This window comes from Sorangium sp. So ce367, assembly GCF_051520455.1.
In the GTDB taxonomy this organism is placed as follows: domain Bacteria; phylum Myxococcota_A; class Polyangia; order Polyangiales; family Polyangiaceae; genus Sorangium; species Sorangium cellulosum_B.
Window position 1 is genome coordinate 3,536,670 of sequence record NZ_CP150334.1, and the last position, 16,844, is coordinate 3,553,513.

Here is a 16,844-nt window from a genome sequence, read left to right on the forward strand (position 1 = left end):
GAGCTGGGCCCGCTCGTCCGATCGCGCGGCGCACCTGGTCGCTCACGCGGCCTGCCTGACGCGCTGTCGGCGCGCCTCCGACGTCCTGTTCAGGCCGCTTGACGCTGCGCATCCCTTTCTTGACAGCCGAGACAGCCCGCTGATAAGCGATAACTTAACACTTACCACCAGGAGGGAGCGCTCCCCATGGAGATTCTGATCCACAACTCGCTGAGCCGCTTCCTCATCCAGGCGTTCTTGATCATCGCCTGCGCGCGGCTCGTGGGCCTGGTGGCCCGCCGGATGGAGCAGCCGATGGTCATCGCCGAGGTCACGGCGGGCATCCTGCTCGGCCCGTCGCTGTTCGGCTGGCTCTTTCCCGATACGTCGGCGCTCCTGTTTGCAAACGAGTCGCTGCCGCTCCTGAAGCTGGTGAGCGAGGTCGGCCTCATCGTCTTCATGTTCCTCATCGGGCTGGAGCTCGACCCGAAGCTCCTGCGCGGGCGCGGCCACGCCTCGGTCATCATCAGCCACACGAGCATCGTCGTGCCGTTCGCGCTGGGCGGGCTCCTCGCGCTCTACCTGTACCCGCGGCTCTCCGACAGCTCCGTCCCGTTCTCGTCGTTCACGCTGTTCATGGGCGTGGCCATGAGCATCACGGCGTTCCCGGTGCTCGCGCGCATCCTCACCGAGCGGCGCCTGCTGGGCACGAAGGTCGGCGCCCTCACCATCACGTGCGCCGCCGTCGATGACGTGACCGCCTGGTGCATCCTCGCGTTCGTCGTCTCGATCGCGCGCGCCACGGGGCTCGTGGGCGCTGTCTGGACCACCGTCTTCGCCGTCGCCTACATCGCCGGCATGCTGTTCGTGGTCCGCCCCTTCCTCGCCCGGCTCGGCGAGCGCGGCTCCAGCAAGGAAGGGCTCTCGCAGGATCTCGTCGCCGTCACGCTCCTCCTGCTCATCGTCTCGAGCTGGATGACCGAGATGATCGGCATCCACCCGCTGTTCGGGGCCTTCATGCTCGGCGCGATCATGCCGAAGGGCACCGGCTTCGCGCAGAGCCTCGCCGAGAAGCTCGAGGACTTCGCCGTGGTCTTCCTGCTCCCGCTGTTCTTCGCCTACAGCGGCCTGCGCACGCACATCGGGCTGCTCAACTCGGTCGACGGCTGGATGATGTGCGGCCTCATCATCCTGGTCGCCTGCCTCGGCAAGTTCGGCGGCAGCACCGTGGCCGCCCGCTTCACCGGCCAGAGCTGGCGGGAGGCCAGCGCGCTCGGCATCCTCATGAACACCCGCGGCCTGATGGAGCTCATCGTCCTGAACCTCGGGCTCGATCTGGGCATCATCTCGCCCAAGCTGTTCACGATGATGGTGCTCATGGCGCTGGTCACCACCTTCATGACCACGCCGCTCCTGCGCTGGATCTACCCGCCGGAGGAGCTCGCCAAGGAGCTCGCCGACGCGCCGGAGCGGACGCCTCTGCCCGCGGCAGCAGAGGTGTTCACCGTGCTCATGTGCGTCTCCTACGAGCGCTCCGGCCCCGGCATGGTGACGCTCGCGAGCGCGCTCGCCGGCACGGGCCCCGAGGCGAGGCGCCTCTACGCCCTGCGCCTCATCCCGCCGACCGATCGCGGCTCGTTCTACCTCGACCAGGGGCCCGAGCGGCAGGGGGCCGCCGCGCTCGCGCCGCTCCTGTCGAGGGCCAAGGAGCTGGGCGCCGAGGTCCGGCCGCTCTCCTTCGTCTCGCCCAAGCCGAGCAACGACATCTGCAACGTCGCCGACGTGAAGCAGGCCGACCTCGTGCTGGTCGGCTGGCACAAGCCGCTCCTCAGCCAGACCGTGCTCGGCGGCACCGTCTACGAGGTCATGCGCGGCGCCCACACCGACGTCGGCGTGCTCATCGATCGCGGGCTCGCCGCGGTCCGCAAGCTGCTCGTGCCGTTCCACGGCACGTTGCACGACAAGGCGGCGCTCTCGCTCGCCCGCCGGCTCGCGCAGCAGGTCGGCGCGGACGTCACCATCCTCCACGTCGTCAAGCCGAAGCGCAGGTCCGACGACGCGCTCGGCGCGCAGCAGACGGTCGACGAGGTGTTCGAGGGCGAGGAGGGCGGCGCGCTGCAGAAGTCCAAGGTGCTTCTCAAGGTGGTGGAGCACGACTCCCCCGCGGACGCGGCCCTCGAGGAGGCGAAGCGCGGCTACGATCTCGTCCTCGTCGGCGTCGGGCCCGAGTGGGGCCTCGCGCAGCGCCGGTTCGGCATCCGCGCCGAGCACATCATCCAGGGGTGCCCGACCTCGCTGCTCGTCGTGCGCCACTACGAGCCCGCCGCCGTGTCCGCCCCGGCCACGGCGCCCGTCCCGAAAGTCCTCCCGACCGCCCTCGCGGTCGAGCCCGATCGTTCCTGAAGCCTATGCCAGCGATGTCCGACGCTGACGGCGCCGCGCGCGCCCGCGCGGTCGCCGAGTTCGGGGCTACGCTGCGGCTCCTCCGCGTCGAGGCGGGCCTGAGCCTGCGCGCGCTCGCGCACCGCATCGGCGTCTCCAGCGCCTACCTGAGCCGCGTCGAGCATGGGCACGACGCCATCCCCACGCCCGACCGGCTCACGGCGATCGCGGGCGCGCTCGATCTCCCGCCGGCGGTGCTCCTCGAGCTAGGCCACCAGGTCGAGCCGCTCGTCTCCCGCTACCTCGACCGCGTCCCGTCGGCGAAGGCGCTCTGCGTGGAGCTCGCGCGGCGCAACCTCACCGGCCCGCAGCTCGCGCGCGTCAAGGCGTTCATCGACGCCGAGTTCCCGGCGAGCGCGGCCTTCGGGGGGCGGCCCGCGCGGCGGCTCTGCGAGCTGCTCACGCCCGAGCGCGTCGTGCTGCACCTCTCGTGCGCGGACATCGAGGACGTCATCGACGTCGCGGCGTCCCGGCTGGCGCCTCCCGGCAGCGTGCTCGCGGCGAGCGCGCTCGCCCAGGAGATCCTGCGGCGCGAGCGCGAGTCGCCCACGGCGCTCGGCAACGGCGTCGCGGTCCCGCACGCGATCGTCCCCGGCGCGTGCCTGGCGGCCGCGCTCGCGACGCTGGCCGAGCCGCTCGCGGTGCCGACGCCGGGCGGGGCGCCGCTCCGGTTGTTCGTCGTCCTCGTCTGCGCCGAGGGGGGCCGCGCGCACCTCGAGCTGCTCGCCCAGGCGGCCAGGCTCGCCAGGCTCGGGGCCGCCGACGCGCTGTGCGCAGCCCGCGACCCCGCGCAGCTCATCGACCAGCTCTCGCAGATCGAAGCGGGCTGCGGCTGATCGCCGCGGCCCCCGCCGCGGGGGCCGATGGGCCGCCGTCACTCCACGCGGACGAGGCGCTGCACAACGGACGAGCCGCCGCGCGCGTCGCGCAGGACCGCGGTGATCGTGGCGACGCCCGGCTCGGCAGGCGGGATCCACCTCACGGCGTGATCGCCGATGTACCCCTTATTCGCGTCGCTCACGAGCTTGATGCTCCCGTCGAGATCGCCCAGATCGGCGAAGTAGTCGACCCAGACGATCTCCTTCAGCGCCTGCTGCTGCGCGCTGGGATCGTCCTCCGCCACCGTGTCGGGGTCGACGATCGCGTCGAGCTCGTAGGCGTCGCACTCGACGAACGGATCCTCCGCGCTGCAGCCGGCCTCGCGCCGCGCCTCCGCGCTCACGCGGCAGCGCTGGACGGTGGGGATGTCGGCGAAGTCCTCTGGCAGGGGCTCGCCGTCGAGCGTGAGCCCCCGCATCTCCGGGTTCGCGTTCTCGCGACCCCCCTCGAAGGCGTAGATCTGCGTGTAGCCGGGCACGAAGCTGTCCGGGCCGAGCCGGCGCCCGCCGCTGAAGCAGGCGGCGGGGAACGTCCCGGCGCGGCCGGTGCCCTGGTCCTCCACGAGACCGAGCTCCCCGGTGCAGGCGACGAAGAAGACGAACGCGCTCCCGAAGGCCGGACCCCCGGTGGTGGGCGGCTTGCGGCCGGTGAGGATGTCGTCGCTGATCGTGATCGTGTACGTGTCCCCGAAGCCGGGGCGCACGCCGTTGAGGTCGGGCAGCGGGACCGTCGGGTCGCCTCGCTCCACCCACGCCTCCATCTCGGAGGCGATGCCTTCGAGCTGCGCGTAGCAGCCGTAGTAGTCGTCCCCGACGGGGTTCTCGCACCCGCCGAACCAGTAGACCGAGACAGGGCGCGACCCGTCCTCGGGGCCGCCCAGCCCGTCCTGGTAGTGGATCCGGAAGGTGACCTGGTCTCCGGGGTTGGCGTACGGCTTGTCGGCGACCACCGCGAGGACGCGGAGCCCGCTCACGAGGCTCGGCGCATCGAAGCCCGCGACGCACCCCGAGGCGATCGCCGGCGACGCGATCGCCGCGAGCGCGAGCGCCCCCAGGACCGCGCGCCGCCACCGGCGCCCGCGGCGCTCGGGACGCTCGCGCTTCGCCGCGCCGTTCATCACCTGCGCCCCGCGCATCTCAGAACTCTCCTCGCATCCCGAAGCTCGGCAGGATGGGCAGCCCCGTGACGTACTGCCGGGCTGTGTAGTTGTAATTGTACTGAATCGCCTCGCTGTTCGCGTTGTTGTAGACGTTCTGCACGTCGAGGTAGGCCGAGAGCCGCCAGGTCTTGAACTTCCACGTCTTGTCCAGGCGCAGATCGAGCTGGTGGAACGCCGGGAGCCGCTCGCTGTTCGGGCCGGAGAACGGGATGGGCGTATACGTCCCGGTGGGCGCGTAGAAGAGCGCGTTGGTGCGGTACGGGTCGCAGCTCTGCTCGTTGACGTTGCACACGTTGGGCGTGACCAGGTTGCCGGAGACGAGGCGGAACCGGGCGCCGAACTCCCAGCCGTCGCCCAGGCGGTAGCTGCCGAGCACCGTCAGGATGTGGGTCTGATCGAACGGGACGAGCCGCTCCGGCTCGCCGGGCTCCGGCACCCGCGTGCTGCGGGACAGCGTGTACGCGGCCCAGCCGAAGAAGCGATCGTCGGGCTTGTACTTGAGCAGGAACTCGCCGCCGATGACCCTGCCCGATCCGACGTTCTGGTAGTCGAGCTGGATCGACCCGGGTCGGTTCACGCCGACGACGAGCTCGTCGAGCTGCTTGTAGAACCCCTCCGCCGACGCCTCGATGTGCCGGGTCAGCTCCTGCTCGACGCCGGCTGCGTAGTGCAGCGCGCGGGTCGACTTCAGGCCGGGGTTGCCGAGCGGCGGGATCACCTCCTGGAACTGCGGCGGCTGATGGAACACCCCGAGGCCGCCCTTCACCGTGGTCCGCGGGAACCCGGGGACGACGTCGAAGCGCCCGTTCACGCGCGGGCTCACGGTGACCTGCTGGTTCAGGTCCTGGTAGTCGACGCGCAGGCCCGGGACGATCTTCGCCCGAGGGCTCGGGGCGAGCTCGAGCTCGGCGTACGCCGCGGGGTAGAAGAACTCGCCGTCGCGCGAGACCTCCTGGAGGGTGCGCGTCGAGAACGGCTGGTTCGGCGGCTCGCCGGGGCGGTTCGGCCCGGGGGCGCGGAGGTTCACGGCGTAGAGGCCGGCGAAGACGTCGAGCCCCGCGTTGAACACCGTGCCCTTCGAGACACGCCGCGCGTACTCGAGGCGGCCGGAGATCGTCTTGAGATCGAGCTGGAAGTAGATCGGCCCGATCCCGAAATCGGCGTCGTCGCGCGCGATCGCGAGCACGCCGTCGAGCCGGTCCTTGTCGGTCAGCTCGTGATCGTAGCGGAGCTGCAGCCGCTGAAACGCCGTGTGCAGCCCGACGTTGCCGGAGAGGGCCGGCTCGTTCGGCGCCGGGTCGCTGAGCAGCAGCTCGAGGGCGTCGTCGGAGCCGAAGAACGTGAGGCGGAGCCGCGCGGAGGGCGTGGGCTCGGTCTCGAGGAGGACCTGGTAGTCGTAATAGACCGGCGCCTGCGTGACGCCTGCGCCCGCGGCCTCGAGCACGGGGCCGAACGACTCGCCGATGTAGCTCCGCCGTCCTGCCACCATGAAGCGGGTGTTCTCGAGGAACGGCACGGGGCCCTCGAGCAGGACGCGCGCGTCGATGAGGTCCATCTGCGCCAGGCCGTGGAGCTTGCCGTCCTCCTTGGGGGAGCGGAGGGCGACGTCGACGATGCCGCCCTGCACCCGGCCGTACTTGGCGCTGAAGTTGCCGGGGTAGAAGTCGATCCGATCCAGCATCTCGGTCGGCACGACCGAGGAGAGGCCGCCGAAGTGGTAGATGAGCGGCACCTGCGTGCCGTCGACGAAGGTCTGCGTGTCCTGCGGGCCGGAGCCGCGGACGATGAGCAGCCCCGCGATGCTGGGCGGGCGGGCGACGCCCGGCAGGTTCTGCAGCGAGCGCAGGGCGTCGCCGTTCGTGCCGGGGATGCGGTTGATCTCGCGCTGCTCGATCGTGCGCTTCGTGACCTCGCGCGGCGGCCGCTTGCCGCGGACCGTGACCTCGAGGCCGTCGCCTTGCGGCAGGAGCCGGTACTTCACCTCGAGCTGCTCTCCGGGGGCGAGCGCCTCCTCGACGGAGAGCGGCTCGAAGCCGGGCGCCGCGATGGTGACCTGGTAGCGCCCCGGCGGCAGCGCGGCGAAGGCGAAGGCGCCGCCCTCGTCGGTCGTGAGCCCCGGCGGCGCGGCGGCCGTCGCGGCGCCCGCGCCCGCGCCCGCGACGCGCGCGACCGAGACGGTGGCGCCGGCGAGCGGGACGTCGCCCCCGCTGGCGAGCACGGTGCCGCGGAGGCTCTCGGCGGGCTTCGCGGGCTCGCCGGCGGCCGGCGGCGGCGAGGCCGTCTTCAGGGTGAACGAGTAGCGGTACAGGATGCGGGCCGGGGCGGGGGTCCCGTCGGCGCGGCGGGCGGGCTCGAAATCGAGCTTCTGGGCCGCGGCGAGCGCCGACTCATCGAACCCGTGCCCCGCGCTCTCGACGACGACGGCGTGCTTCACGCGCCCGTCGCGGTCGATGTCGAGCTGCAGGGTGACCGACGCTTCGCGCCCCTGCTTCTCGGCCTCCGGCGGGTACTCCGGGGGCGTGTAGTTGAGCGCCCGCGGCGGCGTCGCCTTCCCCGCCGGCGCGGCCGTGGAGGCAGGCGGCGTGACGATCGCGCCGCCCGGGCCTCGGGGCACGGCCGCACCGCCCTCGGGCGCCTGCCCCTCCTGGCCTTGCTGCTGCGCCCGCGCCGGGGAGGGCGCGAGGGCGGCGAGCAGCGAGAGGAGCGCCGCGGCGGCCGGCCTGCGATCGCCGCGCGGGCGCCGGTCAACGATGCGGATGGAAGCGGCGGGCTCCTGCGCGGTCACGACGTCACACCGGGTCGCGCCGCTTCAGCACCGCGCAGAGCGTGACGAGGATGATGAAGGTCATTCCGGCGAGCACCGCATAGGGCATCCAGGTCTGATCGTACGTGGTGAAGCCCCACGCGCCCGCATAGTTGTCGGCCGCCATCTGCGCGATGGCGCACTTGAACTTGCCGCCCTCGATGAAGTCCGCGGCGCTCGTGTCGGTGCGGTGCAGATCGATGACCCACGCTGGATCCTCCGCGGTCGCGAGCCGCTCCGGCGCGATCGCCCCCTCGAAGCCCCAGCGCGCCGGGATGATGTACATGAGCGGCCGGAGGTGCGGCACGGTCGTCATCGGCACCATGAGCCCGCCGAGGACGACCTGCGGGATGAGCGCGATCGGCGTGAGCGCCATCGCCGCCTCGGACGAGGCGACCACCGTGGAGAGGAGGAGCCCCATCGCGACGGCGCTGAGCGAGGTGGCGGTCAGCGCGGCGAGCTGCATGCCGAACGCCTGCATGCCGCCGTGGAAGCCGAGCGCGAAGAACACGATCGCCAGCAGGACGGTGCACTGGACGAGGCAGAAGCCGGCGAGCAGCAGGTACTTGGAGAGCACGTAGTTGACGAGCCCCAGGTTGACCATGCGCTCGCGGAGGTAGATGGCCCGCTCGCTGACGATCTCGCGCGCCGCGTTCGAGGTCCCGAACCAGACCGCGGCGACGACGAGGAAGAAGATCGCCGCGGTGTGGTCGGTGGTGACCTCCATGCCCTTGATGACGTCGGTGCTCTTGTCCGCGCCGCCGGCGCGGCGGCCGAGCTCCTGGAGCGCGCCGAGGCACCACGCCGGGATCGCCTTCTCCTGCCCGCCGAAGACGATCGCGAGCAGGATGCCGATGATCGGGGCCTGGAGGAGCATGATCAGGGTGCCGCCGATGTCGCGCTTCTTCACCTTGAAGTAGCGCGACAGGAGCAGGCCGAGCTGCCCCTTGGTCGTGGCGCGCCCGGCGGGGATGCCGCGCTGCCCCTGGCCGGTTCCGATCTCGCGCCGGCCGGAGTACATCCGGCGGTACGTCGGGTTGCCGTCGCTGAAGAACTCCTTGCGCCACTCGATGGCGGCGAGCTTCCTGGCGTCGCCGCGCGACGCGTTCGGGTTCCGCGCGCGGAGCTGATCGAAGATGGGCCGCTCGCGGAGCGCGAGCATCTCGAACATGTCGCGCGGGTTGTCGACGTCGTTCTGCTGGCCGTGCCGCTCCTTCCAGCTGCCGAAGAAGCGGTACGCGTCGGGCCGGGTCGGCCCGAAGAACATCGGGATGCCGCCGTAGCCCAGGATGAGCGCGTGGCTGAACTTCTCGAACTCGTCCTTCGCCGGCTGGTGGATCGTCATGATGATCGTCTTGCCGGTGGCCTTCGTGAGGTCATGCAGCAGGCTGATCAGCGCGGTCGTGTCGTCGGCGGCGAGGCCCGAGGTCGGCTCGTCGAGGAAGAGGATGACCGGATCGGTGACGAGCTCGAGCGCGATGTTGACGCGCTTGCGCTGCCCGCCCGAGAGGATCTTGTTCTCGGGCTTGCCGATCTGGAGGTTCTTGACGCCCTCGAGGCCGAGATCCTTGATGGTCTGCTCGACGCGGGCGTCGATCTCGGCCTCGGTGTAGTCGGGCGGGAGGCGGAACTTCGCGCTGTAGCGGACGGCCTCGAAGACGGTGAGCTCCGGGTGGACGAGATCGTCCTGCGGCACGTAGCCGATGGATCCGCGGAGCGTGTCGTAGATGTTGTAGAGGTCCTCGCCGTTGATGCGGACGACGCCGCTCGTCGGCGGCAGGTAGCCGTTCAGCGTGAGCAGGAGCGTCGTCTTGCCGGCGCCCGACGGCCCCATGAGCGCGATCATGTCGCCCGGCAGCGCCTTGAACGACACGTTGTCGAGCAGGGTCTTCTGCTCGTTCGGGTTGTCCCGGTCGGGGACCTGGAGGGCGAGGCTCCACGCCTCGATCTCATAGAGCGGGCGCCCTGCCCACCGATCGGCGGAGTACTCCTCCTGGACGACCTCGACGGCGCCCGCGCCCCCCATCTCGATCTGGAGGGGCATGGGCCCGATGTAGATCTTCTCGCCGCTCTGCACGGCGATCTTCTGGCCGGGCGCGATGCGGTTGCCGCGGACGTAGGTCCCGTTCGCGCTGCCGCGGTCCTCGACGTAGAGCTGCCCGTTGATCGAGTGCAGGAGCGCGTGGTGGCTCGACACCTGGGGGTGGGCGAGCACGATGTCGTTGTCGGGCGTGCGGCCGATCTTCTTGACGTTCGATCCACCGCCGGAGAAGTCGAGCTGGCCGAGGACCGTCTTGTTCTTCCGCCCGGGCGCGCCGGCGGCGGGCACCGAGGACGCCGCGTGCGCGGGCTGCTGCGGCGGCGCGTAACCGCCGGCGACGCCTGGCGGCGCGTGACTCACGGCGCCGGGCTGCTGCGGCGCGTAACCCCCGGCGCCGGGCTGCTGCGGCGGCGCGTAGCCGGAAGCGGCAGGCTGCGGCGGCAGGACGCTCGCCGCGGGCGGGGCGCCGGAGGCGGCCGGCAGCGCGGATTGCCGGGCGGCCTGCGCGAGCTGGACGAGCAGGCTGATCTGGACCGGGACGGGCCCGAAGGCGATGGCGCCTTGCGGATCGATGGGCGTCGGCGAGCCAGCGGCGATGCGCTGCGCGCCCACGTACGTGCCGCTCGTCGAGTTGTGGTCGATGACCATCATGCGATCGAGCGTGACGGTCGCGTGCTGGCTCGAGACGCTCGGGTGCTGGAGCACCAAGGAGGCGCGCCCCGGGTCTCGTCCGATCACGACCTGGCCGGGCGCGGGCGCGAGGTTCCCGGGCGACGCCAGCATCAGCGTGATGGCCGGATGGTTCAGCGGGACCGGCGTCTGCGCGACCACGAACTGGGTGCGGAAGTCGAACGGGACCTGCTCTCCCGGCGAGAGGGGCCGCCCGTTCGCCGACGCCGGCCCTTGCCCGCAGGAGAAGAGCAGCTTGCCACCCCCCTGGTTGACGATGCGCGCGTGCTCGGGCAGGACGCCGGGAGCGACGAGCACCACATCGCAGGTGGGGGCGCTGCCGATCGTGATGCTTTGTTTGCCTAGCCCCGGGATCATGCGGGCCGCGTTTCACCACAGGCCGTCGGGGAGGGCAAGGGAAGAGGCGCGTCCCGTGCGCCGCCTCGCGCCGCGCTGGCGCGGTGCCGCTCGCGGGAGAGGAGCGCGCTTCTGCACGCGCGCGGCGGTGGGCGCCGTTCGGCGGAGGCTCTCGCCCGCTGGACGAACGGAGTGTCGGCGCGGAGGGTCGTGACTTCCGGGAACCACGTGGTTCAGCGGGTCACAGATCGAGCAGCATGAAACCGGCGCGGGCCTCCTCGAGAGAGGGTGTACGGGTCGACTCCGGCACCTCTTCTTCCAGATCCTCAGGCGCGCCATCCATGTCGTCGCCGTGCTCGAGCTCTTGGTCGCCAGGCATGGAGGGACCTCCGGAAAGTTAGGCTAATCCGGAATCCGATCTTTCTTCAATCGCATTCCGCGAGCGGGGCCGTTGCGCGGCGGTCATCTGGGTCGAGTGAGCCGAGCTCGGTCCTCGTTCTCGCTCGTCTCCGTCGCGGTTTCCGCTCATCCGTGCGGGGCGGTGGGTGGGGGGCGTCCTTTCCGCTCCGCGCTCAGCTGCCGAGGAGCTTCCAGAGCAGGAAGACGACCAGCACGAGGATCACGGCCGAGGCCGAGGCGATGAGGGCGATGTAGACGCCGCGCGGGGCGCGCACGGTGCTCGGCACGCTCGATGCCCCGGAGGACGAGACAGGTCCGGAGAAGCTCGGTGCTGGCGCGGGGCGCGGGCCGGTCGCGGCGTACGCGTGAGCATGCAGCGGCGCGGGCGCGAGGTGGGGGGGCGGGGCGGCGGCGACCGGGGGACCACCGGGCGCTGCTGGGTTGTGCCCCTGGAAGGCCACCGAAGGCGGCGGAACATCCTGCTCGGTCGCGTGAAGAGGCGCACCATAGGCGGCGCCGACGTGAGGCGGCGCGCCGTAGGCGGCGCCAGGATGGTGCGGTGCGCCGTAAGGGACGCCAGGAGGGGGCGGCGCGCCGTAGGCGGCGCCAGGAGGGTGCGGAGCGCCGTAGGGGACGGCGGGGTGGGGCGGAGCGCCGTAAGCGGCGCCTGGGTGAGGCGGCGCTCCGAACGAACCAGGCTGAAGGGCCGCGACGCGGCCCATCGGAGCCGGCGCAGGAGCGCTCAGGGGAAGGGGAGACAGCACGGCGGGCGCGTCGGGCGCGTTCGGGTAAGCCACCGGGGGATGGGCGCCTGGCACGGTTGGAGGCAGCGCCAGCGCGGAGTCCATCGGCGTGGGCGTCATGGCCGACCCGCCGTCGGCCGCCGTGGGGCTCACGGCCTTCGCGCTGGGGGCAGCGGCCGGAGCCACGGGAGGCAGCTCGTCGGTGGCCGTGGGGCTCACGGCCGGCGCGCTGTCGACGGTGGTGGGGCGAAGCGCCGGCGCGCCATGGGCGGCGCTCGGCGCGACGGCCGGCACGTTGTCGGTGGCCGTCGGCGCGACGACCGGCACGTTGTCGGTGGCCGTCGGCGCGACGACCGGCACGTTGTCGGTGGCCGTCGGCGCGACGGCCGGCACGTTGTCGGAGCCGGTCGAGGCCGCGCTCGCCGCGGAGCGGGGGGACGCTGGACGCAGCCCCGGCGCGCCGGTGGAGCCAGCCGGGATCACGGTGACGGCGTCGCTGGTGGACGCAGGGCGCGGCGTGTCGGGCGAGCCCGTCGGGACCACGGTGATCGCGTTGTTGATGGACGCCGGGTACGGCGCCGGGGCGTTTCCCGCGGCCGCTATGCCCGCCGCCGCGCCGCTCGCTGCCGCAGGAGCGCCATGGCCGTGGGGGAGCGGCGTGCTCGTGGCGAGCTGCTGGCCGATCGCCGCCGCCTCGGACCGGGTCATCGCGACGGTCTCCTGAGGGCGTGAAGCGCGCGCAGGATTGACGCCGTCGCCCGGGCCAGCCGCCCCTGGTGGCCCGTGCGCGATGGTCAGCGAGCGGCTGCCCGTCTCGAGCACCCGGACCATCTGGACGGTGATGTTGTCGTGACCGCCGCGGTGGTTCGCGAGCTGCACGAGCATCCGGCACGCGTGATCGACCGAGCCCGATGCGAGCGCTTGCCGCGTGCACCCGAGGATGTCGCCGGGGAGCACGAGATCGGTGAGCCCGTCGCTCGACTGGATCAGCACGTCTCCCGGGTAGAGCTCCATCGGCTCGGGTCGAACCTCGACCTCCACCTCCGGCCTCATCCCGAGCGCGCGCGTGATCTTGTTCGCGTCGGGGTGGCCGATCGCCTGCGCCTCCGTGATCATGCCCGCGTCGATCATCCCCTGCACCATCGAGTGGTCGCGCGTGAGGGGGTAGATCTGGTGGCTCCGGATCACGTACGCGCGGCTGTCGCCGACGTGCGCGACGTCGATGCCGCGATCGTGGAGGACCATCGCGACGACGGTCGAGCCAGGCCGGACGCGGTTCTCCGGCGGCCCGCCCAGCTGGTAGACGCGGCGCCCCGCTTCCTCGATCGCGGCCTTGAGGGCACCGCTCGGATCCACGGTGGCGGGCGTGCGCTCGATCATCTCGAAGATGGTCGTGATGGCGGTGCGGCTCGCCTCGCTGCCGCCATAGTGTCCGCCCATGCCGTCGCACAGGACGCACAGGTAACCGAACTTGGTCTCGGCGTAGCCGCAGGCATCCTCGTTGACCTGCTTGTTCGGGTCCCGACCAGCATCGCTGGCCTGGGCGAACTCGATCTTGAGGTGCGGGGAGGACTCGGTCGGGGGCATCATGGGGGGGCGTCGCTCGGGGCGCGAGAACGGGCCCCGGACACGCTACTCCAAACGGACGCTGAACTCGACGGGGCCGAACCGCAACGACGCGCCGGGTGGCACGAGCGTCCACACGGCCGCGGCGATGCGCTGGCCGTTCACGTAGGTCCCGTTGTTGGAGTTCTCGTCCCGCACGAACAGCTGGCCGGCCTCGAGCTTCACGCTCGCATGGGTGCCGGACACGCGCGGCTCCGACAGCGCGATCAGGCACGAGGCGCCGTCGCGCCCGGCGCGCACCTCGGCGCCGGGGTGCACGGTGAAGATGCCCGCCGGGCCCGAGAGCGTCGCCCGGCTGGCCCCGCCCATGGGAGGGCCCATCATCGGCCCGCCGCCATAGCCGAAGTCGCCCGGAGGCGGCGGCGCGGGCGCGTAGGGCGGAGGCGGCCCGCTCCCGGCCACGATGGGCCTCGGGGGCGCGGCCGCCACCGTGCCGCCGCGTCGCTTCCCGCCGCCGCGGAAGATGGAGACGAGGAGCAGCACGATGACGACGCCGCCGAAGGTCACGCCACCGATGAGCAGGTACGGCAGCGGCGCCTCCTTCGCCTTCAGCGTGACGATCTTGTCGGCCGTGACCGCGCTCGTCCGCCGCGCCTGGTTGTCGTAGATGATGAGGCGCGCCGTCATCTGGTCGCCCTTGCCGACGAGGAACTTGTCGGTGTCCGGGAGCTCGAACTCGACGACGCTGTCGCCGGCCGAGACCGCCTTGCCGCGCATCCCGCCCTCGATCAGCGTCCGCTGGGCCTTCTTCGCGTCCTCGAGGTTCCCGCCCTGCAGCGACTGCGGCGCGGCCTGGTTCTTCGGGACCATGTAGATCTCGGCCCGCTGCGCGTTGCCACCCCAGCAGAAGTTGCCGAAGATCTTGACCGTGCCGCCGGGGTAGATCGGCGTCTTCTTCGCCGCGCGGTCGGTCGCGTCGCGGTCGATGTCGAGCGGCCACGCGGTCGGATCGATGCCGACGGGGACGTTCTGAAAGGTGGCGTCGCCCGCGATCGGCGGATCCGTGTTGATGAAGGCGAGCTTGAACGTCTGCGTGATGCTCGGCGCGACGCACGAGACCCGCCACTTCACGATGTGCATCTTGTTGAAGCGGGTGCGGATCGCGTTGACGATGTTGGCCGCGCGCCGCTGCTGGCCGTCCCGCACCACGCTGAAGAAGCCGCCGATCTCGGTGTTCGCCATCCCTTCCATGAACTCGCGGGCGTTCGCCGTGAACTCCTCGACGAGCTGGCTCGGGAACCAGATCGAGATGACGGGCACCGGCGTCTTCGGCAGGACGTCGTTGTTCTCGGGGAACCGCCCCTTCGTCAGGTACTCGCGGAGGAGGTTCGACGCGGCGGCGGTCGAGCTGGGATCCGCGCCGGCGGAGCCGTTCGAGAGGACCACCATCGCCTGGTGCATCGGCACCTGGACGCCCTGACCTGCGTTGCCGAGCTCCTTGAACGCGTCGGTGGCGGCGTTCTTGATGATCGTGAAGAGCGGGCGCGTGCGGCCCTGCGTCGGGTAGGTGCGCGCGACGCCGGCGATCGCCTGCGCCGCCGCCTGCTTGTTGCTCACCCACTTCGAGTCCTCGACGATGCCGCGATCGTTGAAGAACATCACGTCGACGATGTCGTTCGGCTGCATCGCGTTGACGAACGCGCTCGCGACCGCCTTCGCCTCGTCGAAGCGGTTGCCCATGCTCGACGCGGCGTCGATCAGGATGAGCCACGCCGTCCCGACGCCCGGCTGACCGGCGCTGTCGCCCCACCGCGCCTTCGACTCGAACTTCGCCGGCAGATCCGTGCCGTCGACCGTGACGGAGAGGATCGCGTTCTTGTCCGGGAAGTCGAACGACGAGTAGAGCGCCGACGGCTGCTCGATCGCATCGGCGACGCAATCGAGGTTCGCGTTGCCCGTGAGCGCGGCGCAGTTGCGGGTGAGGTCGCTGAGTCGCTTGTTCTGCACGACCTCGAGCACGGTCGTGAGCACGGGCGAGCCGTCCACGGTGCTCGCGCGCGGGTCGATGCGGAGCACGTGCGCCTCGGGCGCGGCCTCGGCGCGGCGCTGTCCGGCGAGGAGCGCGAGGACAGCGGCCGCGAGCGCGAGGAGCCTCGCGCAGCGCAGGGCCTTGCCCTCGCGCCTGCCGCGACGGGCGGAGGCGCTCATGGAGTGGATCGGGCGAGTCGCGTCATGAGAGGGAGTCATGCGTGGGGATCTCCAGCGGGCGCGAGGGAGCCGAGGAGCGCTCCCTGCGCGAGCGGGGCGGCCGCCGCGCGCTGGCGGCGGCTATCCGGTTGGTTTTCACGCAGCCTGGCGGGGCGCCAGGTGCCGGTCGAACGTCGCGGGGGAAGGGGGGCCAGGCTCGGCAACGCCTCTCCTCGTGCGATGGGCCCGTCAGGCCCGCGCGGCCACGCTGAGCAGGATGACGCTGAACCCGCCGAAGCGGATCTTGTCGCCATCGCGCAGCTCGCGTCGGCCCTGGAAGCCGATCGCCTCCTCGTTGTGGAATGTCCCGTTGGTGGAGCCGAGGTCGGCGAGGACGATCCGACCTCCGTCGATCTCGACCGTCGCGTGATGCGTCGAGGTCGTCCCATGCGCTATCTCGATGTCGACCTTCTGCCCTGTCTCGGCGCGGCCGACGATGTTCTTGCCTTGCCAGAGCGGCCAGAACCTGCCGAGCGCGTCGTCCTGGAAGCTGACGAGGAAGCCGGCGAGGGTGCGGCGGCTCTCCTGCCCCGCGGCCCTCGGCGGCGCCGGCGTCGGCGGGCGCACCGCGGGAGGAGGCGGGATGTACGCGGGCGGCGGGCCCGGCGGGGCGATGTTCTGCTGTGGCTGCGGCGGCTCGCCGTAGGCTCCGCTGCCGCTCGCCTGCGGCATCGGCGGCGGCGCGGATGCCCCTTGCTGGTTGGGCGCATAGGCCGTCTGGTTGAAGGGATCGCCGCTCATCTGGATGCCGTCGAGGGCGATCGGGTGGCCTCCTTCCATGCAGAACGAGCCGCCCGCCGGGATCGCGTGCCCCTGCACGCAGCGCGCGCCCTGCGGCTGCGGGGGAGGACCGAACCCAGGCTGCGGGGGCGGGCCGAAGCCGGGCTGCGGGGGCGGGCCGAAGCCGGGCCGCGGGGGCGGAGGGCCGGGATAGCTGCCCTGCTGCTCCGGGAAGCTCGGGGCCGAGCCATAGCCGCCGCCCGGCGCGCCGTAGATCGGCGGCTCCGGCGGGAACGGCGGCGGCTTCAGCGGCACCGGAGGAGGCGGCTGGGGCGCCCCGTAACCACCAGGCTGCGGCCCGAAGGGCGGAGGCGGACCGAAGCCGGCCGGGCCGCCCTCGGGCGCCGGCGGGAACCCGGGAGGCGAGCCTGGAGGAGCCCCGAAAGGCGCCGGCGGGGGCGGACCAAAACCGCCGCTCGGCGAGCCATAGTTCGGGGGAGGCTCGGGGGGCGCCCCGAAGCCCGGAGCAGGAAACGGCGGAGGAGGCGGCGGCGGCGGAGGAGCCCCGAACGCTCCAGGCCCGGACGGGGTGAGCGGCGAGGCGCACACAGCGCAGAATTTATCGGCGGGGGTCGCGGGCGCACCGCAACGCGGACAGAGCATGGTGATCCTTCTCGGGTTTCGCGGCGCCGGGGCACCGCCGCCGCGAGCATACCGTGGCCGCTCGGCCGAGGATCAAGGAAGAAGTATGCGGGAACCCTTGCTACAGGCCGGCAACGCGGTGCGTGCGCGCGCATGCAGGCGTCACCGCCCAGCGTGCAGCTGCTTCCGCGCTGTGCC

Annotated in this window: 9 protein-coding genes; 2 read left to right on the forward strand and 7 right to left on the reverse strand. The window is 71.9% G+C overall.

Features of this window, described 5'->3' with window-relative positions; genetic code table 11:
- The first annotated feature begins 186 nt into the window (after positions 1-186).
- The gene (locus WME97_RS13675) at positions 187-2,382 is read left to right on the forward strand and encodes a cation:proton antiporter domain-containing protein (protein ID WP_437552339.1); all 2,196 of its coding nucleotides are present in this window, start codon (positions 187-189) and stop codon (positions 2,380-2,382) included.
- Between the two features lie 5 nt (positions 2,383-2,387).
- Positions 2,388-3,257, forward strand: a complete 870-nt coding sequence (locus WME97_RS13680) for a PTS sugar transporter subunit IIA (protein ID WP_437552340.1) — start codon at positions 2,388-2,390, stop codon at positions 3,255-3,257.
- Between the two features lie 38 nt (positions 3,258-3,295).
- Here WME97_RS13680 and WME97_RS13685 read toward each other — a convergent pair whose 3' ends face one another.
- The 7 genes from WME97_RS13685 to WME97_RS13715 form a co-directional block, all read right to left on the reverse strand.
- Positions 3,296-4,435: a hypothetical protein gene (locus WME97_RS13685; protein WP_437552341.1), complete on the reverse strand. Its 1,140-nt coding sequence runs from the start codon at positions 4,433-4,435 to the stop codon at positions 3,296-3,298.
- A 1-nt stretch (position 4,436) separates the two neighbouring features.
- Complete coding sequence (locus tag WME97_RS13690) at positions 4,437-7,244, reverse strand: TonB-dependent receptor domain-containing protein (RefSeq protein WP_437552342.1); 2,808 nt, start codon at positions 7,242-7,244, stop codon at positions 4,437-4,439.
- A gap of 4 nt (positions 7,245-7,248) precedes the next feature.
- Entirely contained in the window at positions 7,249-10,350 is a 3,102-nt protein-coding gene (locus WME97_RS13695) for an FHA domain-containing protein (protein WP_437552343.1), read from the reverse strand.
- Between the two features lie 220 nt (positions 10,351-10,570).
- Positions 10,571-10,708 carry a hypothetical protein gene (locus WME97_RS13700; RefSeq protein WP_437552344.1) on the reverse strand — a complete coding sequence of 46 codons (138 nt, stop codon included), beginning with the start codon at positions 10,706-10,708 and terminating at the stop codon, positions 10,571-10,573.
- A gap of 193 nt (positions 10,709-10,901) precedes the next feature.
- Positions 10,902-13,061 carry a protein phosphatase 2C domain-containing protein gene (locus WME97_RS13705; RefSeq protein ID WP_437552345.1) on the reverse strand — a complete coding sequence of 720 codons (2,160 nt, stop codon included), beginning with the start codon at positions 13,059-13,061 and terminating at the stop codon, positions 10,902-10,904.
- 42 nt (positions 13,062-13,103) lie between these two features.
- Complete coding sequence (locus WME97_RS13710; RefSeq protein ID WP_437552346.1) at positions 13,104-15,245, reverse strand: FHA domain-containing protein; 2,142 nt, start codon at positions 15,243-15,245, stop codon at positions 13,104-13,106.
- Between the two features lie 228 nt (positions 15,246-15,473).
- A complete protein-coding gene (locus tag WME97_RS13715) occupies positions 15,474-16,667 on the reverse strand; it encodes an FHA domain-containing protein (protein ID WP_437552347.1) in 1,194 nt (397 codons plus the stop codon).
- Positions 16,668-16,844: the final 177 nt, after the last annotated feature.